General features: G+C 54.3%; 24 protein-coding genes. 14 read left to right on the forward strand and 10 right to left on the reverse strand.

Going from position 1 to position 25,006, the window contains the following annotated elements; genetic code table 11:
- Nucleotide 1 precedes the first annotated feature (1 nt).
- From CIK76_RS05160 to CIK76_RS05180, 5 genes are all read right to left on the reverse strand, one after another.
- Nucleotides 2–1,711 (reverse strand): sodium:solute symporter family protein, encoded by a 1,710-nt coding sequence (locus CIK76_RS05160; RefSeq protein ID WP_096284109.1) that lies wholly within the window; start codon nt 1,709–1,711, stop codon nt 2–4.
- Nucleotides 1,712–2,356: 645 nt separating this feature from the next.
- Nucleotides 2,357–3,472 carry a peptide chain release factor 2 gene (gene prfB / locus CIK76_RS05165; RefSeq protein ID WP_096284111.1) on the reverse strand — a complete coding sequence of 372 codons (1,116 nt, stop codon included), beginning with the start codon at nt 3,470–3,472 and terminating at the stop codon, nt 2,357–2,359.
- 48 nt (nt 3,473–3,520) lie between these two features.
- Nucleotides 3,521–3,919, reverse strand: a complete 399-nt coding sequence (locus CIK76_RS05170) for a hypothetical protein (protein WP_096284113.1) — start codon at nt 3,917–3,919, stop codon at nt 3,521–3,523.
- Nucleotides 3,920–3,977: 58 nt separating this feature from the next.
- On the reverse strand, nt 3,978–4,400 hold the full coding sequence (locus tag CIK76_RS05175; RefSeq protein WP_141393473.1) for a hypothetical protein: 423 nt from the start codon (nt 4,398–4,400) through the stop codon (nt 3,978–3,980).
- Complete coding sequence (locus CIK76_RS05180; protein ID WP_255248353.1) at nt 4,393–4,740, reverse strand: TadE family protein; 348 nt, start codon at nt 4,738–4,740, stop codon at nt 4,393–4,395. The genes CIK76_RS05175 and CIK76_RS05180 overlap by 8 nt, the downstream gene beginning before the upstream one ends.
- Nucleotides 4,741–4,972: 232 nt before the next feature.
- On the opposite strand from CIK76_RS05180, the gene CIK76_RS05185 reads away from it, so the two are divergent.
- The gene (locus tag CIK76_RS05185; protein ID WP_096284119.1) at nt 4,973–6,466 is read left to right on the forward strand and encodes a recombinase family protein; all 1,494 of its coding nucleotides are present in this window, start codon (nt 4,973–4,975) and stop codon (nt 6,464–6,466) included.
- Between the two features lie 172 nt (nt 6,467–6,638).
- On the opposite strand, the gene CIK76_RS05190 is transcribed toward CIK76_RS05185, so the two are convergent.
- Nucleotides 6,639–7,961 (reverse strand): AAA family ATPase, encoded by a 1,323-nt coding sequence (locus tag CIK76_RS05190; RefSeq protein WP_141393474.1) that lies wholly within the window; start codon nt 7,959–7,961, stop codon nt 6,639–6,641.
- A gap of 1 nt (nt 7,962) precedes the next feature.
- On the reverse strand, nt 7,963–8,580 hold the full coding sequence (locus tag CIK76_RS05195; protein ID WP_141393475.1) for a hypothetical protein: 618 nt from the start codon (nt 8,578–8,580) through the stop codon (nt 7,963–7,965).
- An 814-nt stretch (nt 8,581–9,394) separates the two neighbouring features.
- On the opposite strand from CIK76_RS05195, the gene CIK76_RS19295 reads away from it, so the two are divergent.
- The 13 genes from CIK76_RS19295 to CIK76_RS05265 all read left to right on the forward strand — a co-directional run bounded on the left by CIK76_RS19295 (nt 9,395) and on the right by CIK76_RS05265 (nt 21,478).
- Complete coding sequence (locus CIK76_RS19295) at nt 9,395–9,559, forward strand: hypothetical protein (RefSeq protein WP_176484096.1); 165 nt, start codon at nt 9,395–9,397, stop codon at nt 9,557–9,559.
- 1,545 nt (nt 9,560–11,104) lie between these two features.
- Nucleotides 11,105–11,257 (forward strand): hypothetical protein, encoded by a 153-nt coding sequence (locus CIK76_RS19305; RefSeq protein WP_176484098.1) that lies wholly within the window; start codon nt 11,105–11,107, stop codon nt 11,255–11,257.
- Between the two features lie 82 nt (nt 11,258–11,339).
- Nucleotides 11,340–12,755: a terminase large subunit gene (locus CIK76_RS05210; RefSeq protein ID WP_096284129.1), complete on the forward strand. Its 1,416-nt coding sequence runs from the start codon at nt 11,340–11,342 to the stop codon at nt 12,753–12,755.
- A gap of 58 nt (nt 12,756–12,813) precedes the next feature.
- Entirely contained in the window at nt 12,814–13,917 is a 1,104-nt protein-coding gene (locus CIK76_RS05215) for a phage portal protein (protein WP_096284131.1), read from the forward strand.
- Complete coding sequence (locus CIK76_RS05220; RefSeq protein ID WP_141393477.1) at nt 13,901–15,289, forward strand: hypothetical protein; 1,389 nt, start codon at nt 13,901–13,903, stop codon at nt 15,287–15,289. The genes CIK76_RS05215 and CIK76_RS05220 overlap by 17 nt, the downstream gene beginning before the upstream one ends.
- A 173-nt stretch (nt 15,290–15,462) precedes the next feature.
- Nucleotides 15,463–15,621 carry a hypothetical protein gene (locus tag CIK76_RS19310; RefSeq protein WP_176484099.1) on the forward strand — a complete coding sequence of 53 codons (159 nt, stop codon included), beginning with the start codon at nt 15,463–15,465 and terminating at the stop codon, nt 15,619–15,621.
- 361 nt (nt 15,622–15,982) lie between these two features.
- Nucleotides 15,983–16,399 carry a hypothetical protein gene (locus CIK76_RS05235; protein WP_096284138.1) on the forward strand — a complete coding sequence of 139 codons (417 nt, stop codon included), beginning with the start codon at nt 15,983–15,985 and terminating at the stop codon, nt 16,397–16,399.
- A 2-nt stretch (nt 16,400–16,401) separates the two neighbouring features.
- Nucleotides 16,402–16,788 carry a hypothetical protein gene (locus CIK76_RS05240; protein ID WP_096284140.1) on the forward strand — a complete coding sequence of 129 codons (387 nt, stop codon included), beginning with the start codon at nt 16,402–16,404 and terminating at the stop codon, nt 16,786–16,788.
- Between the two features lie 2 nt (nt 16,789–16,790).
- Nucleotides 16,791–17,081: a hypothetical protein gene (locus CIK76_RS05245; RefSeq protein WP_096284143.1), complete on the forward strand. Its 291-nt coding sequence runs from the start codon at nt 16,791–16,793 to the stop codon at nt 17,079–17,081.
- A gap of 127 nt (nt 17,082–17,208) precedes the next feature.
- Complete coding sequence (locus tag CIK76_RS05250; protein WP_096284145.1) at nt 17,209–19,317, forward strand: hypothetical protein; 2,109 nt, start codon at nt 17,209–17,211, stop codon at nt 19,315–19,317.
- 1 nt (nt 19,318) lies between these two features.
- Nucleotides 19,319–20,698 carry a hypothetical protein gene (locus CIK76_RS05255; protein ID WP_141393478.1) on the forward strand — a complete coding sequence of 460 codons (1,380 nt, stop codon included), beginning with the start codon at nt 19,319–19,321 and terminating at the stop codon, nt 20,696–20,698.
- Nucleotides 20,698–21,225, forward strand: coding sequence for a hypothetical protein (locus CIK76_RS05260; RefSeq protein ID WP_096284149.1), 528 nt, complete (start codon nt 20,698–20,700; stop codon nt 21,223–21,225). Before CIK76_RS05255 ends, CIK76_RS05260 begins: the two co-directional genes overlap by 1 nt.
- A 10-nt stretch (nt 21,226–21,235) precedes the next feature.
- Nucleotides 21,236–21,478: a hypothetical protein gene (locus CIK76_RS05265; RefSeq protein ID WP_096284151.1), complete on the forward strand. Its 243-nt coding sequence runs from the start codon at nt 21,236–21,238 to the stop codon at nt 21,476–21,478.
- A gap of 235 nt (nt 21,479–21,713) precedes the next feature.
- Here CIK76_RS05265 and CIK76_RS05275 read toward each other — a convergent pair whose 3' ends face one another.
- The 3 genes from CIK76_RS05275 to CIK76_RS05285 are packed head-to-tail and all read right to left on the reverse strand — an operon-like array spanning nt 21,714 to nt 24,726.
- Complete coding sequence (locus tag CIK76_RS05275; RefSeq protein WP_096284155.1) at nt 21,714–22,655, reverse strand: type II secretion system F family protein; 942 nt, start codon at nt 22,653–22,655, stop codon at nt 21,714–21,716.
- Entirely contained in the window at nt 22,652–23,503 is an 852-nt protein-coding gene (locus tag CIK76_RS05280; RefSeq protein ID WP_096284157.1) for a type II secretion system F family protein, read from the reverse strand. The genes CIK76_RS05275 and CIK76_RS05280 overlap by 4 nt, the downstream gene beginning before the upstream one ends.
- Nucleotides 23,500–24,726 (reverse strand): ATPase, T2SS/T4P/T4SS family, encoded by a 1,227-nt coding sequence (locus tag CIK76_RS05285; RefSeq protein WP_096284159.1) that lies wholly within the window; start codon nt 24,724–24,726, stop codon nt 23,500–23,502. The genes CIK76_RS05280 and CIK76_RS05285 overlap by 4 nt, the downstream gene beginning before the upstream one ends.
- Nucleotides 24,727–25,006 lie beyond the last annotated feature (280 nt).

Below are 25,006 nucleotides of genomic sequence, written 5' to 3' on the forward strand. Positions count from 1 at the left end.
TTTATTCCTTCCCCTTCGGAGTATTCGTACCTTCGGTTTTATCGGCACCACTCGTGGCGGTGGCGATCAGCTCGTCGACCGGGTCGAAGTCGCCAGCGCGCTCGGCGATGACCGCAAAGTCAAAGTCTTCCTTGGAACGGAACGACATGAAGTAGCAAATCAGGGTACTCACCGAGTAAGCGACGAGCGAGGCGGTCAAGGTCGTGTAGTCACGCAAGAAGCCGAAGCAGAATGGGGCCGCGACGAGCGTGGCGATGGTGCCGACGATCAATGCCGGGCGCAGCCCAAAGAAGCCGAAGCTCATCAGACCAAGCACGATGCCGATACCAAGAATCGCCAGGAGCTCGATGACTACGGCGGTGAATCCGGTCATTGGGATCAAATCGAAACGCACCGGAACGAAAACAGCCAAGGCGACCAAAACCGCTGCGGTGAAGGCCTTGTTCGTGACCTTTTTCCAGTAGAAGCTGGCAAGCACTGGGAAAACCAAGGCACCCCAAAGTGCACCGACGAAGACCAAAAGGTCAAGGATGTTCAATTGCAAACTAGCGAGGCAGACCGCCAAGACCGTTGCCACGATCATCGTGATGCGTCCTACCAACAACATGGTCTTCGGATTGGCTTTCTTCTTGCCTGCAACGTTCTGGCCGTAAACATCGGCCATCATAATCGATGACAAAGCAGCTAGGTCCGAGTCAGCGGTGGATGAAAGCGCACCGATGATCATAACGAAGAACAGAGCCAACAAGATACCAGGCAGGTAGCTCATGGCCATCTCCGGAATGATGTTGTTGACGTTGCCATCGGTTGGTTCGAAGCCTAGGTACAGGGCTAGTACGCCGATCATGCCGACGCCGATTACCATGGCGCCGTAGCCGATGGTAGCGGTGATGAAGGTCGGCTTGATCAAATCCTCGCGAACCGCAAACAGACGCTGTGCGATGGTTTGGTTACCGATTGCGTAAGCCAACACCGCGGCGATATACGGGGCACCCTGGTTCAGGAATGCTTCGGAAGAGAAGAAGTTCGATTGTTGGGCGGTCAGGTTGCCGGCACCGGTCTCGAACGCCGCGGGGAATCCGGCAGCGAAGAAAATGAACGGGACGATGATTGCCACGGCGCCAAGCATCGCCATAACTTGCATGAAGTCGGTGAGAACTGAGGCGCGAAATCCGGACCACAGCGTGTAGAGCAATACGCCACCGGCTACCGCGAGTACGCCTTGAATGAAGTTGAAGGGAGAGAGCATGGAGATGAGCACGCCACCGGCGATGAAGTTGGACATCAATGAGATGACCGAACCGACAATATTCGAACCGGCTAGCATCAGCTGGCTGGAGCGACCGTGACGGGCGTTCATAACTTCGGCCAGGGTATGGGCCTTCGGTGCGACTTTGCGGATCCGCTTACCGAACGGGTAGATGAACAGAATCATCAAGGCGCCCCAGAGTCCATAGTGGATAGGACCACTGATGCCGTAGGTGTAGCCCGAGGCGGCGGAGGCATACATTGAGGATGCCCAGATCCATGTCGCGGTCATACTGGCCGCGGAGATTCCGAATCCGATTTTATTGCCTGCGGTCATGTAACCGTCGGCGTTTTCATTTTTCTGGCCAATCTTCGTGGAAACGAAAAAAGTTCCCCCATAGAATAAGACCAGTAAAAGTACGATGATCAAGGCGCTGAAACCGACCGTTTCCGGGTTGTTCACACGCCACCTCCTTCAAACGACGTAGTTGAGAATTGGCATCTTCCGAGGCAAGCCTCGAAACTTTTGATGCGTGGTTCGCACGTCTCATCCCGCGAAATGATTCGCGAGGATTCGCTTAGCCGACGTACATAAGCCCTCTATCCATCAATCACTTCCTTCACTCACGTTACGTATCGTTATCAATTGCTTCGCATCCTCATGCTGGCAAGCAAAGAGCTGCCCCGATTCCGGGACAGCACCGCCGCATTAATGCGATTTCCTTCGTTAAAAACCGAAATTACACACGCAATTGCGCGCGAATGTCCGTTCAAATCTATAGATTCTCGGTTGTTCATTCGTTGCCGAGACCTCGCAAATGATGCGCCTAATTTTCGCGTCTATCTGCCATTATCGATGGCGTTTTCGACGGCTTCAAAGAGGCCAATGCGCCTACATCGAGCGGGTCTGAGCTACTAGAATCGCGAAAACTGCAGGGCGCAATGCCCTCAGCAACCATCTCATCTTAGCATGTACTTGATTTTCACGTAGCTGAAATCCTAGGATTTCAGCTCGAAACCGGCAATAAACTTGAACTTTTTAGTTCTAAAAATCAGAGGAATTTAGAAACAAAAAAGCCTGAAACTATTTCAGTTCCAGGCCTTTGAGTTAGTTCGCGGGGCGTCGGTTTCCCGCTCGCCAACGGATTCCCGCGTCAATGAAATCATCGATTTCACCGTCGAGTACCGCCTGAGTATTACCGACCTCGTGTTCGGTACGCAGGTCCTTCACCATCTGATAGGGGTTGAGCACGTAGGAGCGCATCTGGTCACCCCACGATGCTTTAACGTCGCCAGCCAGCTCTTTCTTCTGCGCGCTCTCCTGTTGCTTCTTAATCAGCAACAAACGCGACTGCATAACGCGCAATGCGGCGGCGCGGTTCTGGATCTGTGATTTCTCGTTCTGCATCGACACCACGGTGCCCGTGGGAATGTGAGTCATGCGGACCGCCGAGTCCGTGGTGTTCACGCTTTGGCCGCCTGGTCCCGAGGAACGGAAGACGTCCACTCGAAGCTCGGATTCGGGGATTTCGATGGTGTCGGTCTGTTCGATCAGGGGCACAACTTCCACCGCGGCAAAGGACGTTTGACGGCGCCCTTGATTGTCGAAGGGTGAGATCCGTACCAGGCGGTGAGTTCCGGCTTCGACGGAAAGAGTTCCGAAGACGTATGGCACGTCTATTTCGAAGGTGGCGGATTTCAAGCCGGCTTCTTCCGCATAGGAGGTATCCATTACGGTGGCCTTGTAACCGTGCTTTTCCGCCCAGCGCAGGTACATGCGCAACAGCATTTCGGCGAAGTCTGCGGCATCGACGCCGCCTGCTCCGGCACGGATCGTCACCACCGCACCGCGCGAATCGAACTCGCCATTGAGCAACGTGACGATTTCCAGCTCATCCAGCGCCTTGTGGATCGAGATGAGTTCCTTGTCCGCTTCGGCTAGGGTTTCGTCGTCGTCTTCCATTTCGGCAAGTTCCACGAGAACTTCAAGATCGTCGATTCGCGTGCGCAACTTATTCAGGCGTTCAAGTTCCGTCTGTCGATGGGACAGCTTGCTGGTGACAACCTGCGCGCTGGCTGGATCATCCCATAGGTCAGGGACGCCGGCTTCTTCCGAAAGCATGGCGATATCGGCCTTAATTTGAGCAACGTCGCTTACGTCCTCAATCGCAGAGAAAGTGGATCGAAGCGAACGAATTTCAGCGGAGAAGTCAGTTTTTGCCATAGTTATCTAAGCCTACGCCATGTAAGCGGACGGCTTAAGCTCGCGACACTATCTGCTCAAAACGGTGCGCGCGGAGGAATTGACGCTGATGTTCACCCCGGAAGGGACGATCCACCCGATGATCGGTGGCTGTACCGACCCAGTCAGAGATAAACGCGCCCCCTGACCATCGGGCAGAATCTGTACCGATCCAATGGCAAGATTATCTACACGCTGTCCCGCGTCCACATCCTGCAGATAGCGCTGAACTGCCGCCCGCACTTGAGCCTGGTTCAGTTCGATTCGTGGCTGACCTCCGTCGGCTACAAATTCGAACTCATCCACGGCCGCGACGATCGCGCCATCAGCGACGGACAAAAGCTGGCGCGCTTTGAGGTTCACCGCGCTCGCGGCGAGCACCACCGAAATAGTCAACAAGGTGATCGCGCACAACCCAATGGCAAGCACCAGCGACTGCCCGTCCTCGGCGCGGGCAGTTCGCAGTAACCTCGACCGCCTCCCGCCGCTAGCCAAAACGGTCGATTCGTTGCGTCGAGGCAGCCTCGACGGTGAAAGCGGAGACATCAAAGTAGTCGGAGACAAACGGCAACTGCACGCGCAAGGACACTTGAATCGTGACAATGCTACCGGGGCTCAGACATTCAAGATCGCAGGATATCCGCGTGCTGGCACCGGATAAACCGAAGTTATTCATCGCACGCTCCACCACCCGATGGGCATTTGACTGCGCCTGGGCGGGTGTATCGGCGACGGCGAAGACCTTGGCGGCTTGGTCTGCCGCACCGACTACTGCATAGGATCCTGCCTGGAGCTGACCTGCAGCGAGAATCAGGTAAATCATTGGGATCAGCAGAACCGTGGAGGCGAACACAAATTCCACGATGGCGCTGCCCTCATCGCGCGAGGCACGGGGCATCCGTTTACTCATAACGCACCGCTTCGCCGCGAACATTCAAATTCCACCCGTTGGGCAATAGCCCGATCAACGGCACCCGCGTCGACACTGTGACGCTCACTAGCTGACTATCCCCGACCGCGCTCGTTGACACCTGCACGTTCTGGGCGAAACCGCTATGCAAGGATTCGGCAATCAACAGGCGGGTTCGACCGCCCGCGTCGGATGGAGTTCGGTTAGCCAATGCCCCGTAGTGCGCGCCGTTGGCCGCCGCGTCGGTGAGCGTATTGCGCACATGGAGCACCAGCGTCAGTTGAATCAGAGTAAGTGTGATGACGATCAGCAAGCTGGTGATCATGACGAATTCGGCCACGGCCGATCCCGCCTCATCCGGGCTTTGTCTCCGGAAGCGACGTAGGACAACGGTCGCGGCGCAGCTCATCCTCGCGAGGCCCTGGCTCAGCCTAATCCAGAGACTCGATCGATTGCCTGGTTGAAGAGGTCCTGCAAACGCGGACCAGCGATGGCCAACAACGCGGCAACCAGCAGAGCGGACATCAGGGTAATCATGACCCAGCAGAAGATATTCCGATACCCTATGAAGCATGAAGGCTTCAATTTATGCGCGTTTGAGCCAAGATAAGCGCAAAGGCTCAGCTGAGGAAGGTTCAAGCGTCCAAGCACAGGTGGAGGCTTGCAAGGCGTTCATTGCTGCCAAGGGCTGGACACTGGACAAGACATACGTGGATAACGACATTAGCGCCACAAGTGGTGCTGTACGGCCACAGTTCGAGCAGATGCTGAAGGACTCCCCCGCTAATGTAGTTGCGTTCAAGTCTGACCGTATTAGCCGTGACGTAATGGATACGCTCAGGCTCAAGGCTTCTGGTGTCACTGGCTGGCTGTGCGACGGTGGCAAGCTGGACTTTTCCAGCTCCGATAGCACCATGCTTACCCTGTTCCGTTCCGTGATCGACTCGACCGAGCAGACAAAGAAGTCTGAGCGCCAAAAGTTGGCAACACTGAGAGACGCTAAGGCCGGTAAGTACCGAGGCAGTATTAGGCCGTTTGGGCAAGACCGCACTGGCGCATGGGTGGAGCCTGAAGCGTCGGCAGTACGTGAAGCCACAGGCAAGCTACTGAGCGGAGAATGGACGTTCTTCAAGGTGGCTACTGAGTGGAACGCGCGAGGACTGCTCACGCCTCAGACAGGCAAACAGGGTGGCCGTGAATGGACTTCTGGCACCGTTAGCCAATACTTCAAGCGTCCAAGGCTGAAGGGCTACCAAGAGTACGAGGGCACGCTCTACAAGCTGACTGACTGGAAGCCGTTGCTGAGTGAAGAAGAGTTCGAGCATATCCAGCTCATTCGAGATTCAAGGAAAACTGGCGTTAGAGGCAAACAGGGATATAGGCATAAGCCACACCTGCTGAGCGGTTTTATCGAATGTGGCGTGTGTGGGCGCAAGCTAAATGCTTCCTATAGAGGTAAGCCGACTAATACAAGGGCTTACTCCTGCCCTACACCTAGGCACTTGTCCAGAGCTGCTGAGCCAATAGAGAAGATGCTGGTAAGCCGTCTGCTGGTGCCTTTATTCACCCCTAGCGCCAGTAGTGTGCTGGAGCCTCACGGAGCAGAGGAAGCCAACAAGCTACGCAAGGAGCTATTGGAGCTGACTAAGGCGCACAGAGAATGGCTAGATGAAGCCGTGGAAGCTGGCATGAGGCCAGCATTAATTGTGGCGCGTGAGAGCAAGCATGAGGCTGGCATAGCAGACCTGAAGGCGAGGCTGGCTGAGCTTGAGGCTGACTCAGTATTCGCTGGCATTGACTGGGTTACGCACGTACAAGAAACAGATGACTTCGCTTCATTTGAGCCTATCGCCTTGGCTAAGTGGGCAGAGCTGACAACTGACCGGCAGAGGGCGCTCATACAGGCGCTGTACGCCTCAGTACGCGTCCAGAAGCAAGGCGTGGGCACTGGCACTAGGTTCAAGCCTGAGCACGTCCTAGTGGAGCCTACACCGCTCTTACTGGAGCTTGAGAAGGCAGCACACCAATGGATGAGCTACAGCATTATGAAGTCTCTTTTTGGGTAAGAAATACCCCCGCATTCCTTTTGGGAGTACGGGGGTATTTGCCTATTTCTTATCTAGCCATTTGTAAAGCTTGGTGCGTTCGACACGGTTCACGAACCGTAGTAGAGGCTTCAATAACTCTCCAAGCTCTTGCAATGCTTTGGTCTGTTTATCCATAGGGTTACGCTGCTTCCTAATGATTGACGAATATTTTTCTATTGGTGAAGCGGTACGACTTTCGATTAGCCTTGCCAGTCGTAATCTCTAGCTGGCCTTCGCCCTCTAGACGTGCGATAAGAGAAGTTAACCGGCCTTTAGTAGTGCTGAAAGACTTCTTCCAGAGTTCGTCCAGTTCGGTGCGCTTCACGTCTGGTTGTCCGTCTAGAACTTCCCTCAACCACTGCTCTTCGTCTTGTGAAACGTTGACCAATGCGAGGCGGTGGAGCTCAGAGTCAAAGACTAAGGGGGTCTTTTCAAGCCCTACGTTTCGACCCTTGATTTTGATAAAACGCTCTTCAGCTTCATTGGAAGTTAGGTTAATCAGCGTGTCCTGCTTATCTTCAAAGGTGGACGCACCGCGCGAGTTCTCACCGCTCCAGCCCGCGTGGGCAATGAATACTGTTTGCAGGACTCCGGCACGTTGGAACATTGTATAAACTTCCAGAAGCCAGTTATTGACCTCTGTATTGTCATTGGCGTTCTGGCCGGGGAAAGCATCTCCGTAAGAGTCAATAATTACCGCCTGAACGTTATTGCTCTTGAGTTCTTCCTCCAGCCATTCACGGCCGATTGCGGAGGCAAAGGGGTTAGCCTGTCCACGCAAGTCATACGTGCCGAAGCGCTCCTTCAGCCCTACCTTCACAGTCCACTGCTGAATGTCCGCTAGCTCCATGTCGTAGGACAGGAAAGCTACGTTCCCCTCAATACGGTTATGCACTTCATACTTGCCAAGGAAGGGCGTGCCCTGCGTGTAAGACTTTGCAAGGTCAAGCGCCAAGGTGGTCTTGCCAGTCTTACGCTTAGCAATAATGGCAATACGCGAGACTTCTTTGGCAATGCCTTCGATGCACCACTTGGTTTTATTCTTAACTAGTTCGGCCATTAGCTCAGTGTTGATAAAGCCCATAGGCGCTACCCACTGTGCAGCAGCTTCCTCTTCGTGTACTAGGCGCTCAGCTTCACGCTTTAGCTTGATACGTGCTACCTCTGCCTCGAGGTCGCTACCGGTTGCCCCCTTGGGGATAGGCCAAGGGGTGGCCATACCGTCTTCGACGCTCCTAGTGACCTTAGTCTTGATTTCGGCGTCCGACAGGGGGTTAGGGTGGGAGTCTGCAAACTCTCGCACCAAGCGCTTAGCGTCTGCCTCAGTGTGCAACGCTGGCACAGCCTGCCCGTAGCCGAACGCTAACTTGTTTAGGGCAATATCTCGTCCGCCTTCAGGGGTGCTCATAAAAGTGTTCTCCAACGCCTTCAGCACAGCTTTAGGGTTGTTTGGGGCTTCAAGAGTGTTAGTCAAGTTACTTACCCCCGTTCAGCAGGACGGCCTTAGTAGGCTTAGCTGGGTCGCTCTTGTGGTTCAAGGTTCCGGGAACTCGCAAGATACGTGCTGTGTCGAAAACGGGGTCTAGCTCCGCGTCGAAAACAAATTTGGCTATGTCTTGTGCCAGTTCGCCAAACTTCTTGAGTTCGTACTCCATTAGCTGGCGGTCGCGCCGTTCGGGCGTATCTTCTAGTAGCCAAATAGGCTGCAATCCGTTGCCTGAGTAGATAAGCACATCTGCTGGCCGTCCGTAGACGTGCTCCAGAGTGGCTAAGAAGCGTTTAGCGTGCTCAATGTCGCTAAAGCAGCCTTCCTTCACGTCTAAGTCAGCGAAAAGGGCGGTTAGACGGGCAATGTCTGCCTTAGCGCGTCCCTTGGCTTCTGGCTTTAGCTCATTAATGCCGAACCACAGGTCGCGGTTATAGAAGCGTGCTTCGCTCCAAGATGTTGCCCTCTCAGCGTCAATAATGCGCTGGATTAGGCGCTCTCCGGGTAGCTTCGATTGCACCGCAATCTTGCCTTGGTCAAGCCCGAGGAGTTCCAATAAATCAATAAAACTAATTTCAGTCTCTAAAGACAAAACAATTCCAATCAATAGTCATTTGATACCGGCTTGCCAACCGATAATTCAATACTACTTCTTGTGTTTGGGTGGCCGAGTAGCCACAATCACGTCTATTACAAGTATGTCAACCGCTCAGCCTTAGCGTCCACAGGAATTAGGCAATTAGCGCCAGTTTGTCGGCTTATAGGTTCCTCAAATGAGATGTTCCTCAATGCCTATTGAACGAGAAAAGCACCCCCATTTCTGAGGGTGCTTACTCGGGCAAAGATTCTAATGGAATCCCTATTGATAGATAACTACAACTAAGAAGAGGCTTTGTTGCTATGTATCAATTCTATCATCTTGTGTTTGGTGTTTAAGTGGCTACAAACTCGCTTATTACAAGTATGTCAAACTGCCCTTGAAAGTTGGATTAGAGGTTTGAAAGTTGGAGGACTCCAAAGTTGGAGAACAGGCTTCTCCAACCTCCAATTCTCCAAGTTTGGAGCCGAATCACACTCTGGCGCTTGTGGCCTAAATGCAACATTTATACATGGTTGAAAGCGTGTCACTGAGGTCGAAAAACGGCCCGAAAACGCTGGGCATACTAGCAGTTTGCCGGAGGGCTGGGCATACTAAAAATAACCGCTCTGACTAGGCATTATAGTGAAAAAAGTAGTTAGTTCGCCAGTTACTCTACTCTATAAGAGTAGAGAACTAACTAACTAGACTTACTTGTATTGATCCCTTGGCGCACTTACCGCTTCATACACACTCTGGCGCTCCTGTCAAGAGGGTAGCTGAAAACATGGTGTACAATTGATAGTAAGAACGTTTTACGAACTAACTACTAAGGAGTCACCCCGTGGCAAAGAAAGATCAGAGCTTCACTTACGAGCAGAAGCAGATCATCCTCAACGAGTACATCCGACCGCTCTTGAAGGACGGCGAGACGCAGAAAATGCGTGATGCAGCAATGGAGGCTCGCAAGATTGAGTTCCGCAGGGCAAACGCACGCAAAACCCTTTAATTTTCCATATTTAATCAATCGAATTGAGCAAAGCTTGACTACGCCAGAACCACTAGGAAGCTCCTTCAACGGTCGCATCAAATGGGATTACAGCGACTTTAGCTCAGTAGCTGCCTGCCCCTGTGGCGCTAGGTTCCTAGGCTCTGGTGGCTCTGCTAAAAGCGCCCTAGACCTGCTCTGGGAGCATACGCACCACTCAGGAGAGCAAGACCTCTCCAAGTCCCTTAGAAACACTTACAAACGCGAAGGATACGATTTGCCCGATATTGCAAAGCTCCGCATGGAAGACCAAGGCAAAGCCTCAAAGCCCTATGCACCTCGCAGGCCTCGTGTGGCCTTTGTGCATCCAACAGAAGGCCGAGGAGAGGTTACACAGCCCTTTGGCGCTAATCCTCGTGCATACAAGCAGCTAGGGCTTGCTGGGCACAACGGCTTAGACCTAGGAGTTCGAGAAGGCACGCCAGTGGTTGCAGTGTGTGACGGTGAAGTAGCCTTTGCCGGTCAAGGCGTAAACCATATCCTCATGGGCGCTAGTGCTGGTATGTCCACCTTGGTGGAGCACAAGGTAGGCAAAGCACGGTTCTATACCGGCTATGCGCACCTCTCACGGCTTTACGTATCGGCAGGACAGTCAGTCAAGGCTGGAGACGTTATCGGCCTCTCTGGCGCTTCAGGGCTTACCACCGGGGATCACCTGCACTTTGAGCTTATCCCTGTACAGTCAAATGGCCGTATGGCGCTTGATAACGGTTACCTTGGTCGCCGTGACCCTGCCCCTTACCTAGAACAAGGGGGGTGCCTCTGGAATGAACCGGGGGTACCTGCTACAGAACAGGGGGGTGCCTAATGGAAGTAGCCCTCTACCTCCTCACAGGGGGTACCACCTTGGCGTGGTACATCTTCCTAAGCAAGCTGCCACTCAATGGCTAGCACACCTTGGACTAACAGAGATGCTGAAGCATACAAGGGTGCAGTAGTCACAGCATATGGCTGGACATGTCACCTGTGTGGCCGAGTGATTGACCCTGAGTTGAAGGGCAAGCAAGGGCTAAGCCTTGACCATGTGGTTCCTCGCAGTGCTGGTGGACAGAACACGATAGAGAACCTAAGACCTGCACATCTCTCGTGCAACTCTGCTCGTGGTGATCGACCAATAGAGCAGTACCGCTCACTGAACAGTGACCTGAGTCACTGGTTTTTTAATCTGGAAGCCTAGCTCCTTACCCCGCGCTCCAGCTTCATTTTTTTGCAGGGCTGAAAACGTCTTGCAACCTCCACAACCTACACTTTTAGGACTCAAATTGACCAAAACACTGGTGCAAGCTGCCTCCGAAACTATCGCCTTCCTCGCTGATAAGAAGCTATTGACTGAGAAGGATTCACTATCCGTGCAGATCATCCACGAGCTGTGCGCAGAGTGGCCTCTAGCTACTACCTCCACACAGCGTGCAGCACTCAGTAAGGAAATACGCAACTCCCTTGCTTCTCTCCCACAGCCTGTGGAGAGTTCCGACCCTGTAGACGATGTTCTAGAGGGTATAGCCAATGCTTGATTTTGAAGAACGCCGCGCCAAGGCGTTGGAGATTGTTGCAGAGAGCTACAAGGCGCTGGGTCTGTCCAGCGTGGACTATGGCAACATGACATACCAAGCGTCGATCTTAGAGGCATACATCATTGAAGGTTACAAGGCGATATAGCCAATGCCTGAACTTAATACTCCCCTCTCAGAGGCCGTCAGATTCGTTCTGACGGCCTTTGGCCTTTAAAAGGAACAGATATATGGAAGAGAACTTCCTAGCGGCCCTAGGAGCAGCACAGCCTCGCTACGCTACCCTGCCCACAACTGGCGCTGACCATGAGTTAGCAGCCGTCGAAATGGTTGCCAAGCTCCGCAACAAACCACTACTACCTTGGCAGAGGCTAGTAGTACGTGTGGCTACTGAGAAGACCGCATTCGGCCAATACCGCTACCGAACCGTGGTTATCACCGTTCCGCGCCAGTCCGGGAAGACCGTGCTGGTGTTCAACCTGGATATTGCGCGTGGCATCAAATACCCGCACGCCAAGAGCTTCTACACGGCTCAGAGTGGCAAAGATGCACGAGAACGCCTGTTCGATGCTGCCGATGACCTACAGGCCAGCTCCATTGGCTCCAAGGTCACCGTCCACCGAGCTGCTGGCGCTCCAAGGATCACACTGCCTACCGGCTCACGTATCCACTCGTTCAGCCCTACGCCTGAGAGCTTGCACGGCTACACACCCCGCACGGTAACCCTTGACGAAATCTTCGCGTTCTCAGACGCAGAAGGCGCACTCCTCCTTGGCGCTATTACTCCTGCACAGCAGACAGTAAAAGACCGCCAATTGGTTATGACCTCCACCGCTGGCACGTCTGACAGCACGTTCCTAGCAGACTGGGTATTCCGTGGCCGAGAAGCCACTCAAGACCCTGACACGCAGATTGCCTACTTTGAGTGGAGCCTTGCAGATGGGCTAGACCCGTTCGACCCGGCTAACTGGGACTTTCACCCCGGCCTACAGGGTGGCTTGATTACCAAGGATGACATTGCAGCAGCAGCCGAAACCATGAGCCGTGGCGAGTTCATCCGTGCCTACATGAACCGGCCTACCGTGCAGAAGTCAGACGCAGTGTTCGACACGCAGAAATGGGCAAAGCTCAAGGCAGACCTGAGCACTCCTAGGCGCTCACAGGTGGCTATCGGCTTTGAGGTCAATTACGACCGCTCCAGAGCAGCTGTAGTGGCTGCATGGAAGCACAACGGGCAAGTTCACCTGAAGGTGCTTAGGAACGGCTCAGGCACTGGTTGGCTGGCTCCCACGCTGGAAGCACTGTCTGACGCAAGGCCACTATCCATTGGCGCTGACAGGTACGCACAGAACATGGCGCTAATCAGCGAATTGCACGACGAACTACGCGAGCAGATACAGACCTTCACGCCTGAGCACATCAAGACCGGCTGTGCTTCATTCAAGGCCAAAATTGAAGACGGCACGGTGAACCACACAGGCGATACAGCCCTTGCTCAGGCCGTAGCAGAGGCGCAGAGCCGTCCAATGGGCGAAGGCTGGGCACTTAGCCACAAATCGCCTCCAGAGGTCACAGCAGCAGTTGTGGCCGTTCGACTACTGGCGCTATCCAAGGAAGAGTCTCAACCCCTAATTGAGTTCGGATGATTAAATCCAACGATTAGCTTAAATTAGATACAATGAGGTATACAGTTAGGACATTTCCATGGGATTTTTCGACTTTTGGAAGACTTCAGAAGTCGAGTCACCTTGGGCAGATAATTCCCATTTGGAAACTATCACTCTTGCTGATTTGTACGGAATTACCCCCGATAAACTCCCGGTAAACCGTAGCTCAGCAATGAGTATTCCAAGCCTTGCAAAAGGCCGAAACATTATCTGCTCAAACGTGGCTCGTATGCCCCTTGTGGCTTACAGAGATAACAAACCTTTATCCATTCAGCCGAGCTTTTTACAGCAAATACAGCACGGCATTCCAAACATCTCCACTCTTTCATGGGCTGTAGATTCAATGATCTTCTTCGGGCGTGCTTGGTTCACTATTGCAAGCCGACTGACAGACGGTAAGCCAAGCTCACTACGTTTCGTTCCAGAGCATGAAGCGGACGTAGAGAACGGGCGCTTAGTCAAGGCATATGGCAAGGAAGTAAAGCCAGCCGACACTATCCGCATTGACGCTATCCATGAGGGCATCATCAATTCGGGCAAGGGCGCAATTCGAGAAGCTACGGCACTTGAAGCGCTAGCTGCTGAAGTCGGCGGTAACCCTATTCCTCACACCATTCTCAGGCAGAAGGAAGGCGCTGATCTTACCAAGGAACAGCGAGACGAACTCTTAGCCCACTGGCGCGCACAACGCACCAAGCAGGGCGGTTCCGTTGCTTACCTGAACAAGGCTATGGAAGCCGACTTCCAAGGCCAGCCAGCAGAGAACCTGCTCATTGACGGGCGTAACCACTCAGCCTTGCAAATGGCGCGTTTGCTTACTCTCCCCGCGTGGGCTGTGGATGCCACGGTGCAGGGTGCATCACTTAGCTACTCAAACCGAGCTAGCCGAAACAGTGAACTACTCGACGCTATCAATCCATACATCGAGGCTATCGAGCAGACGTTCTCCATGTGGTTGCCATACGGCACTTGCGCCAAGTTCGACACCACAGAACTGGTGCAAGAAGACACCAAGACCCAATTCGAGTACTTAGGCGCTGCTATTCAGACCGGCCTACTTACTGAGGATGAAGCCAGAGGCCGAGTTGGCCTAGAACCTAAACCTGAAAAACAGGAGCCAGAAGTTGACCCAGAACCTTAGCCTCTTTGGTTCCCTAGTCAGTTCAGAAGCTGACACGCGGGAACTCAAATACAAGCTACTCCCCTTCGATGAACCCGGCGCTACAAGCATGGGTGAACTCATTGCATCTGCTGGCGCAATTGAGATTCCAGAGGCTGAAGCCCTAGAACTCAATGAAGAGCACGACTACACCCGACCTATCGGTCGCTTTACCTCTGTGGAAGAGCGAGAAGACGGCATTTACGCCTCTGTAAACGTAGTCGAAACCACGGCAGGCAATGACGCGCTCAAGCTGGCGCATGAAGGCCTCCGCACTGGCATCTCAGTAGAGATTGCAGACCCAAATATCGTAGACGGTCGCCTCACTGCTGGCCGTCTCACTGGTGCAGGGCTAGTTGTACGCCCTGCATTCTCAAACGCACGTCTCGTAAGTAAGGAAACCCCTTTGGAAAACATCACTCCAGAAGCACCATTCGTACAGCCTGAAGCTCTCAATGCTGGCGCTACCAAGCTTGACCTTGGCGCTGTAACCTTCGAGGCCGCTAAGACTGGTGCTTCCGTACAGGCAGCACTGGCTGACCTTGTACCTGCCGATGATACCGGCAAGGTTTACATCAAGGATCAGGAAGTTGGCGAACTCTGGGAAGCCCGGAAGGTCAACCGCCCTATTATCGAGAAGATCGGCGCAAAGCCTCTGAACTCGTTGTTCGTTACCGGCCAGAAGAAGAACCGCACATTTGCTGTGGCTGACTGGGCAGGCTCCAAGGTAGAGCTGCCTACCGGCAAGTTCACTACCTCGCGTGAGAACTGGCAGGCAAAGTCCAAGGCCGTCGCAGTTGACGTTGCTGTTGAACTGGTCGAGTTCGGTTCGGCAGACGTTATCTCCGACCTGTACGAGCAGGCACTGGATAGCTACATCGAGCAGACAGAATCTGAAATGGTCGCCTTCCTCGTTGCCGGTGGTACTCAGATTCCAGCTACCGCAGAAGATGACGCTATTTCGGTTGTCAACGCAGCTGCCGACACCCTTGGCGCTATCGGTGCAAACATGAGCATCGTTGCTTGCTCCCCTGACGTGTTCGCTACCTTGCGCAAAATCAAGGCTGTAGACGCTCCGTGGTGGTTGGCAAAGCAGGGTTCGATCAACCTTGGCAACGGTTCGGCTGACCTCGGTTCGGGCGTTGTGCTGACCTCTGACCCAGAGCTGGCAGCAGGCACTGTGGTTGTCGCTGACCACCGCGCCATTGATTACCGCGAGTCTAAGGACTTCCGCTACAAGGCACTTGACCTGCCACGCGGCGGTGTGGACGTTTCGCTGATTAAGTTCAACTCCGAGAAGATTACCGACGCTGGCGCAATCCTCGTGTTCTCCGGCGTAGGCGTGACTGTCTAGTCATGATTACCGCTACTGACGTAATTGGCTGGTTGGAGCTTCGGACTGTCACCACAGATGACTTCCATCTCTCGCTAATCGTTCCGGCAGTAAACGCATATGTAGAGTCCCTGCCTTCCATTGATCGCACTGTCTTAGAAGATGGTTCGACCAAGTGGGCAGGGACTACGCAGATGGGCGCAGTAATGCTGGCTAGTCGCTTGTACCGGCGCAAGAACTCACCCCACGGCATCGAGTCGGTAGGCGATATGAGCACTTACGTATCTCGCTACGACTCAGACATTAGCCGTTTGCTGAACATCGACACGTTCAGGAAGCCGCTGGTGGGCTAATGCTCTACGGCGACGCACTACTAGACATAGCAAGCACCATTACTGCTGCTGGCATTCCAGCAACTACTGAGCCAGCACAGCTAGAGACTCCGGGCGCTCTAGTCGCTCCGGGTGACCTGAACTTCGATCACCTAGACCGAGACACCTACAGCGCCACTGTGGAGCTTTACCTAACGACTGCTGACCGTGGCTCTATCGAAACTTTGAATGACCTACAGGAACTGCTGGAAGTCATCAAGGGGCTGTATGGATTCACCACAGTAACGCCCGTTCGTTTACCCGCTCCGAACCATTCCCCTGACGGCCTACCCGCATTGCTCATTGAGCTAGCCGTCACTATCTCTTAAGGACATACCCCCAAATGGCAGTTGAAACCATTACCGTTGGCGCTGGTCAGTTGACCATTGGCGCTGTATCCGACCTGACTAACTTCTCCTCGCAGACTACCTCCGTAAAGCTGGTGCCCTCTGTAGATCAGGGTGACTCGATTGCAGTCCTGTCCGGCGAGTCTGTAGCTGGTGACCGTACCGAGTCATTCAACTTGGAAGGCACCATTCTTCAGGACTTGGGCGCTACCGAGTCCAAGACCGAGTGGCTGTTTGAGCACCGAGGCGAGACTCACGCCTTCGAGTTCGTGCCAAGCACCGCTAAGGGCAAGAAGATTACCGGCTCGCTGGTAGTTGAAGCCGTCGAAATTGGCGGCGACGTAGGCACCAAGCCAACCTCTGACTTTGAGTTCCTAGTTGTTGGCGAGCCTGTACTGGGCGACGTTATCTAACTATGGCTGAAAGCCTCCGCATTGAGGGAGGACGGCAACTGCGTAGCACGCTGAAGAAGGCCGGTCTGGATATGAAAGACCTTACGGCTGTAAACCGCGCTGCTGCTCAAGCCGTCCTCCCTCTTGCAAAATCCTCCGCTCCTCTTGGCCCTCCTCGCGCTGGGCACATGAAAACCACTGTTCGCGTCGGTGCTACGCAACGTGCAGGACTTATCCGCGTTGGCAACAAGACCAAGCCCTACCCCGGCGCAATCCACTGGGGCTGGCCTGCACGAAACATCAAAGCACAGCCTTGGCTCACCAATGCAGCCAAGGCCACTGAAAGCAAATGGGTTGACCTGTACTGGGAAAAACTCAACAAGACTATTGATTCCGTAAAGGGAGACTAACCGTGGCTGAACGCCTGAATTTCAATATCACTTTTGACGGCAAAGAAGAGAACGTCACCGGCATTTATGCAGACCTCGTAAAGTACGACATTCTGCGTGCTCGTAACAACTTCCCTAAGCGTGAAGACTCTGACTTCCTCTTCATGGCGCTAGTTGCCTACGCAGCTCTGGTGCGTGTGGGCAAGGTTAATTCCAACACCAAGGTTGAAGACTTCCTGAACACTCTGGAAGCTATCGAGCCTGTGGAAGAAGAAGGCGCTGAGGCCGACTTTCAGCCTGAGTCCACCGAGTAAAAACCTAGTTGCACTTTCATACAAAACGGGCATTCCGCTCCAAAGCTTCTTAGAACTTGAATCACCATTCATTGACTATTACTTCGAGCTTATGGAGATGGAAGCCAAAGCATCTAGGGGGTGACAATTGGCTAATAAATCCGCAATTTTATCTGTAAAGCTTGTCTCCGATGCCAAGGAATTTGGCAAGGGGTTCAAGACCGCTGAATCTGGCGTGCAGAAGTTTCAAAAGGGTATAGGCAAGATGACCCTGCCTGCTACAGGCATTCTGGCAGGCATTGCCGCCATTGGTAAGAAAACCTTTGGGCTTGCCTCTGACGCTGAGCAGAACTTTGGCGCTGTAGACGCAGTGTTCAAGGATCACGCAGACACAGTTCACAGCATGGCGCAATCCACGGCCAAGGATATTGGCGTTAGTGGTTCGGACTATGAGAAGTACGCAACGCTCATTGGTTCACAGCTCAAGAATGCCCGTACGCCTATGGACGAACTGGCAGGCAAGACTGACTCCCTAGTTCGTATGGGTGCTGACTTTGCTGCACAGTTCGGTGGCTCCAACGTACAAGCTATTGAAGCTATTTCGTCTGCTCTCAAGGGCGAAATGGATCCAATCGAGCGCTACGGCATCAGTCTGAATCAAGCAGCAATCAAGGCCAAAATGGCTGAGATGGGCATGGACGGACTGACCGGCAAGGCTGGACAGCAGGGTAAGGCTATGGCAATCATGGCCTTGCTCAATGAACAGGGCGCAGACGCTATGGGAGCCAACGCGCGCGAGGCTGGCACCGCTGCTGGTGCTCTTGCTCGTATGACTGCACAGACGGCTGACGCTGGCTCCAAGCTGGGCACTGCACTCTTGCCTTTGGTAGTCTCTGCTTCTGAAGCACTAGCAGGCTTTGCCACGTGGGTAAGTGAAAACACCGGCCTAGTTCAGACCCTTGCACTTGTGCTTGCTGGCTTAGCTGGCTCAGTGCTGGCTATCAATGGTGCGTTCAAGGTGTATTCAGCAACTATGGCTGTTGCTCGTGGCGCTACCGTAGCGTTCAAGGGCGCAATGGCTGTAGGTTCGGCGTTCTCCAGCTTCCGTGCTGGCTTCATGAGCACCACTGCTGCTGCTTCCACGTTCACAGGCCGTATGGGCACTGTAGGCGGTGCTGTACGTTCCGCTATGAGTGCTGTAGGCGCTGGCACCAAGGCGCTTGTGTTGAACACTGGCGCATGGATCAAGAACACGGCTGTTCAGGCAGCTGCTCTGGTCAAGATGGTTGCCGTGAAGGTAGCTCAGGCAGCGTCTACCGCTGCTCAGTGGTTATGGAACGCAGCAATGAGCGCTAACCCGCTAGGCCTAGTCATCTTGGCAGTAGCTGCTCTAGTCGCTGGCATTGTGTGGCTTGCTACGCAGACCACGTTCTTCCAAGACGTTTGGGCGAAGATGAGCGCATTTGCAACTACTGCTTGGACTGTGTTCACCGCATTCTTCCAAACGGCTATAGCCACAGCAATCGAGGTTGCAACAAGCATTATCAACAAGATAATTACTGTGGTGACTGCTGTGGTCAATACGGTAAAGGCCTTGTGGCGTGCAGGGTGGAACGTAGTCAGAGCAGTTGTTACTAGCGTTGTGAACAATGTGCGAAATACGATCAACCGCATTCGAGCAGCTGTTTCCTCAGTCATAAACGGTGTCAAGGCCACTTGGCGCGCTGGCTGGAACGTAGTGCGTTCGGTTGTTTCAAATGTTGTCAGTGGCGTTAGCCGCACTATTAACCGCGTGAAGTCCACGGTTAGCAACATCATTAGCTCTATCCGCAGTACGTGGAGCAACGGGTTCAACTTCCTACGCAGTACCGCTTCTAACGTAGTCGGCGGCATCGTCGGCTTCTTCTCCCGAATTATCGGCACTGTTGGCCGAGTCATTAGCCGAGTTCGTAGTTTGTTCACTATCCGTGCTCCGGGCTGGCTCAGCAAGGTTGGCGGCTTCTTCGGGTTCGGCGGCACTGGCGGCGACATGGTGGCCAACTTCGGCGTTGGCTCACAGGCCATTGGCGCAACTGGTGCTGGCTTCGCAGGCGTTGCAACTAGCTCCGCAAACACTGGCAAAGCGCCAGTGGTGAACAACATCAATCTGACTGTTGAGGGCGCACTTGACCCTGTGGCAGTCGGTAAGCAGATCGAACAGATCATGAAGAAGTACGAACGAACTATGGGCTACAGCTCAGCGAGAGGTGCATTCTAAATTGTCCATAAATCCAACTCCACAGATTTGGATTGCTGGCGAGTACGTGCCTACTAGCGCCAGTGGTGACCCCACTCATATTGCCCTTGACGGGTTAGAAATTGAGTGGGGTTCCCACGAGCGTTTTACAGACATTGTTCCTGCAATCCTCAAGCTCCGAATCTTAGACACTACTGGCGAATGGATCGCTGAAAAGGTTCTACCGGGAACTGACATAAAGATTGCTTACCTTTGGTCAACGGGCAATGGTTCCACAAACCGTTACATGTTCCGAGGCATGATCACTTCCTCAGACATAACTCCACGCAACTGGCGCAAGGAAGCTTCAGAAGATCACGGCTATTTCGTAGACATTGTGGCTACTGACCGTATCGGACAGCTTGGCAATACGTTCCTTAGCTTCGCTTCGGACACTACATCTACTAGCACTTTGGCTTACCGTGCAAACAAGATCAATGAAGCGGCAGGGAATACCTTTGCTGCCATTGTGACCCCAGAGCAACCAGTAAACGGAATGCTCAAAGAGGTTTACACCAATAGCGCGGCTCTAACCGTGCTAGATGAGCTTTACCGAGGGCTAAACCGTAGGCCTGAGTATGACCCGCATACTAACCGCATTGAGAGCCAGCAATGGGGTGGAATTACCTACTGGCGCTTTGCTGGGTTCTTCCTAGATAGCGTCAGTGGTAAGTACAAGCTAGGGCTTCCACGTCACCCGCAAGTTGAGTACCTAGGCGTAGGCCTTGACCCGCTTTACACGTTGCCTGCCGAACATGTGGAATCCGAGGGTGCCCTCACCCGCAGTTTGGATTCCTCCATTACTCAGGTAAGCGTGAAGTACCATTCTGAATCCTTGCCGGATGCAGACCTTTACGAGCGCCAAGCGGTTCAGATTCCGAACTACCGAGGTATTGGTAACCGCGTCTGGAACGCTGAAACCAAGGCACTAAGTAGGCCATATGGTCTGGCCTTCGCCCTCAAGCGAGAAGCAGAAGACAACCTCTGGCGCTGGCGCTTAGAAGACGTTTCATGGAACACCAAGCGCACTGGTGGCTTTGACACTGAAGCATCAATGCACATGTGGCTACAGCCTCGCTCTAACGAGCAACGTGTATTCCTTCAAGGTAGTGCTCATAACCACCTTGCCGATTACATACCTATCTACGGCTTGTTTGGTAGCACCATTACCTACCGAAACGACAGTTGGAACTTTGCTTTGAAGCTTGCGCCTTACGGTTATGAGCTTATCCGTTGCGATCCTCTGACCTTTGATAGGTGGGGAACAGGTACCACTGACAACCCAACTTTTGGGGAGTTGCACGAAACTACCCGACTCAGTGACATGAAATTCACTGACAGCACCATTATGGAGACTATTTAATGAGCTTAGTTACCCCGAATTATTCAATCCCATACCTCACGCCCGGTGACCGTATGGCGCAGATTCCAGACGTAGATAAGGCTCAAGCCTTGCGCATTGAGAGCTTGCTGGAAACTGCTAATGTACCTCCGGGCAACCCTGACCTGAACGACGTTCTGGCGCGGTTGAATCAGCTGGAAGCTTTGACTCAAGAGAGTCAAGGCATAATGACGATTACCCACAGCAACTTTGAGATTTACACGGCTCCACGGGACACTCCTACCCTGTACCGGCGTGGCAAGGTGGTGAACTTCCTTGGCGCTCTCAGGTGCAATATGGACGGTGTTCTAGGCACCTCCAACCTGACCATTGGCACCATTCCAGCGGAGTTCCGCCCTCCTCAGCGTGCTGCTGCTGTTCAGCAAGGTTCAGGCACTACAAAATGGTTCCTACAGGTCATGGCAGATGGTGGAGTATCGGCCTCTCGCCCAGACGGTGCCACAGGGAGCAACTTCTGGATGCCCTTCAACTTGGTTTGGACACTCTAGGAGGTGAAACTTGGACTCTGCACTAATTGAGGTTGTACCCCAGTTGCTGGGCGCAGTAGACCCTACCTTTGCGTTGGTAGCGATCCTGTCCTATCTGGCGCTCAAGAAGGTATGGCCTGTAATCAAAGACTTACAGGGCGTGCCTGAGCGTGTGACCAAGTTAGAACGTGTGACAGACGAACACGGTGAAGATATTTACTTCCTGAAACTGCACACCGAATACACGGAACCTCCCGTCAAGAGGCGACAGTAAGAAAAGCCCTCAGCTTCATAGCTGGGGGCTTTTTCATGTAGTACCCAAATATCTTTGTCCATCCGGGGACGTCGCCGCGCTCTTCGCGCATCTTCAGCGTGAATTGACGCCAGAAATTCTGGCAGCCTTCGGTCAGCCGTAGTGACATGATCAGAAGCCACGATTGGAAGCTGGACATGGGATTACTTCCTAACATTTTTGCGTTTGGCAAATACTGTGATCCTGCGGCAAATTGTCAATAGCTCATCTCCAAGAGTGCTAGGCCGGGGAACACGGCAAATACGATGGTCAACGGCAGGACTCCAAAAACTATTGGAATCAGCATGCTGATTTCACGTTTTCCAGCAACTTCCATCAGCTCTCGCTTGGAGGCATCACGCACATCTTGAGCCTGATCTCGGAGCACTTGTGCCAGCGGCGTGCCTCGCTCTGTGGCCACGACGATAGCGTCGACGAACCTGGTCATCGCCCCAACTTGGATACGATCGGACATATTCTGCATTGCCTGAATCATCGAGTTGCCGGCATGGATTTCGTTGAGTGTTTCGGTGAATTCATCGCCGATCACCCCATGGCAGATACGCGAAATCCGTTCGATCGCGCCGGTGGTCGATTCACCGGCTCCCACAGTGAGGGCGAGAACCTCCGCGACCGTGGGGAATTGCGTGAGAACCTTGCGGGCACGACGTTGAATCTGTTCGTTCAACCACCAGCCCCGGGCCATGAACCCAAACATGCCGCAGCCGAGCACCACGATGAGAGCAAAAGCCAAATTTGTGGGCCGGCTCAGCGCGAGCAGGGCCATTAGCCCCGAGCCGGCCAGCAGGCCAAACAGCGCGCAGATGATCTCTTGCGAGCGGTAGTCCACAACACTGACTTTCAGTCCTGCGGCGCGAAGCCGTTTGCGTACCGTCTCGGTGCCGGGGCTGTGCAGACTGGCGAGGCGTTTGATCTGGGACAGTAGCGGCGCAGCGAATTGCACCACCGCCGGGCTACGCGATTCGGCCCGCCAGGAATCTTCGAGCATCCTCGAAGAACGCATGCCCACACGAATGTGCGGGGCAACGCGTTCGGCGAAGGACATCGGACGCCAAGCGGGCAGGTTGACGATGATCATCCATAGGCCCAGGCCGAGTCCGAAGCCGCACAGCACCGCCCAAGGGATCAGCGAGTTCATGCCAGCACCCGCTCTTCGACCGGCAACGTGCCAAGGCGCAGCATCACCCGGTAGCACAACAGCGAGATGAGCAGTCCACCGATGAGTACTACCACCCCGCCCGAGGTCAGGTAGGCGTTTTTCGCCGCTTCTTGGGTGCCGAGCACCAGCAACAGGATCCAGGGGGCCGCAACCGCCAGCCGGGCTGCGGAAACGATCCACGACTGGCGGGCTGCCAGTTCTCCTCTGGTGCGCACGTCATCGCGCAAAAATGCTGCCAGAGTGCTCAAGGTTTGTCCCAGGTCGGTACCGCCGACCTCGCGGGTGATGCGCAGTGTGGCCAGGATCTTATCGGAGACCGGATCCGCCAGACGCGCACCCAATTGCTCAAGTGCAATGGAAAAATTGGAGGTGGCCCGATAGTCCAGGGCGAAGTCACGAAATGCCGGACGCAGCAGTTCTGGTCCCATGGTGGCCAGCTGGCTCAGCGATTCGGGAAGCGATAGCCCGGCCCGTATGGCGCTGCGCAGGTGGTCGACCACCTCTGGCCACTGTTCGTGCAACGCCGCCTGCCGTTTGGCTGCCTGATGGCGCAGATACACCCATGGCGCCCACAGCCCGAAGAGCAAAAACACGCTGGCAAAAAGCCACGAGCCGGTCAAAGCGAGGGTGATCAGCACGAACACCAGTCCATTGGCCGCGCAGATCGCCACAAATTTTGCCGGGCTCAGGCTCACGATGCCCGCACGCAGCAGGGACAGCCGGATCGCCGACTGGCGTTTGGCCCGCGGCGGGGTGGGGTCGAAAAGCAGCCAGTCCACAATCAACGCGATGCCCAGCCCGCCGAGTAATCCTAGAAATGCGATCATGAGCGTTCCATCAGCAATTGGGCGACGTTAATCCCGGCGAGCGTGAATTTCTCGTGCGCCCAGTCGGCTCCGGGTGCCTGGGTCAGTTCGCCCTGCCCGTATTCGAAAAGCGTTGAGGTTTCGAACTGGCCGTCCTCCACCCGGCCCCGCACGCTGAGGATTTCCTGCACATAGCGTTTTCCGCTCGGGTCGCGGGTGCAGTGCACCACCAGGTCGATGCAGGCGGCCACGGTTCGCACGGTGAAGTCGCTGGTGATATTGGGGCCGGCCAACAGCGGCAGGGTGCAGATCTTGGTGATTGCATCGCGCGCAGAGTTCGCATGCAAGGTGCACAGTCCGGCGATCCCTGAGTTCAAGGCGATGAGCATGTCCAATGATTCGGCCTCGCGTACCTCACCTACGATGATTCGATCCGGGCGCATGCGTAGCGCTTCCTTGACCAGTCGGCGCATGGTGATTTCCCCGGTGCCCTCCAAATTTGCTAGGCGGGTTTGCATGCTGACCACATCGCGCAGGGCCAAATTCAGTTCGAAAATCTCCTCGATGGTGATGATGCGTTCACGCGATCCGATGGAGGATGCCAAGCAGTTGAGCATCGTCGTCTTGCCAGCTTGGGTAGGTCCGGTGACCACCACATTGAGCCCGGCGGCGATCGACCATCCCAGGAACGCTGCCCCATCCTGGCTGAGCGAGCCGATTTCCACCAAATCTTCGAGCTTCGTTGCACGGGCGATGAATTTACGGATGTTCACCGCCCAGTGTTCGTGGGTGATGTCCGGGATGACTACGTGCAGTCGGGATCCATCGGGCAGTTGGCAGTCCACGAAGGGTTGGGACAGATCCAGCCGGCGCCCGGAGGATTTCAGCATTCGTTCCACCAGGCCGGCAACCTCGTCTGATTCGAGCCTGATATGCGTCAGTTCGCTTTGCCCGCCACGCGCGCAAAAAACCTGATGCGGCGAGTTGATCCAAATTTCTTCGACGTTGGGGTCATCGAGCAGGGGTTGCAACGCTCCGAATCCTGCCACATTATCGAAGACCGAACGGCGAACCTGATCGAGCGATCCGGTAGCCGGGACCGCCCCGAGCAGTGAGCGTTCGTCGTAGTCGCGCAAGACATCGTCGATCAGGGATCGGATGAGCGCAGGTTGTTTGCCAGGGTCCAGTCCGCGCCGGCGCACCAGCTCTCGCACTTCGTCTTCCACGATGGATAGCGCGTCCACGTCAAAGTCCTTAGCCGAAACTATGAAAATCGTTCCCGAATGCTTCGAGGTACACCGGCGAGCGCGGCACCGGAACAACGTCTTGCAACCCTCTTCTGGAGGTTAACTAGAAGGGGTATGTCAAGGGAGCCTAGCCCCACCGGCCAGCGCTTTCAATAGCTTGCCCGAAGATGTGGATAACCTCCGACGGCTTTTCCACAGTGCGAGGTGCGGCTTGAATCGTAGACCATCGTGCGTGCTGAAGTGTTGCCAAGACCCAGCTAGCGATCGAGGAGGAGAA

The organism is Glutamicibacter sp. BW80 (assembly GCF_002332385.1).
Taxonomy (GTDB): domain Bacteria; phylum Actinomycetota; class Actinomycetes; order Actinomycetales; family Micrococcaceae; genus Glutamicibacter.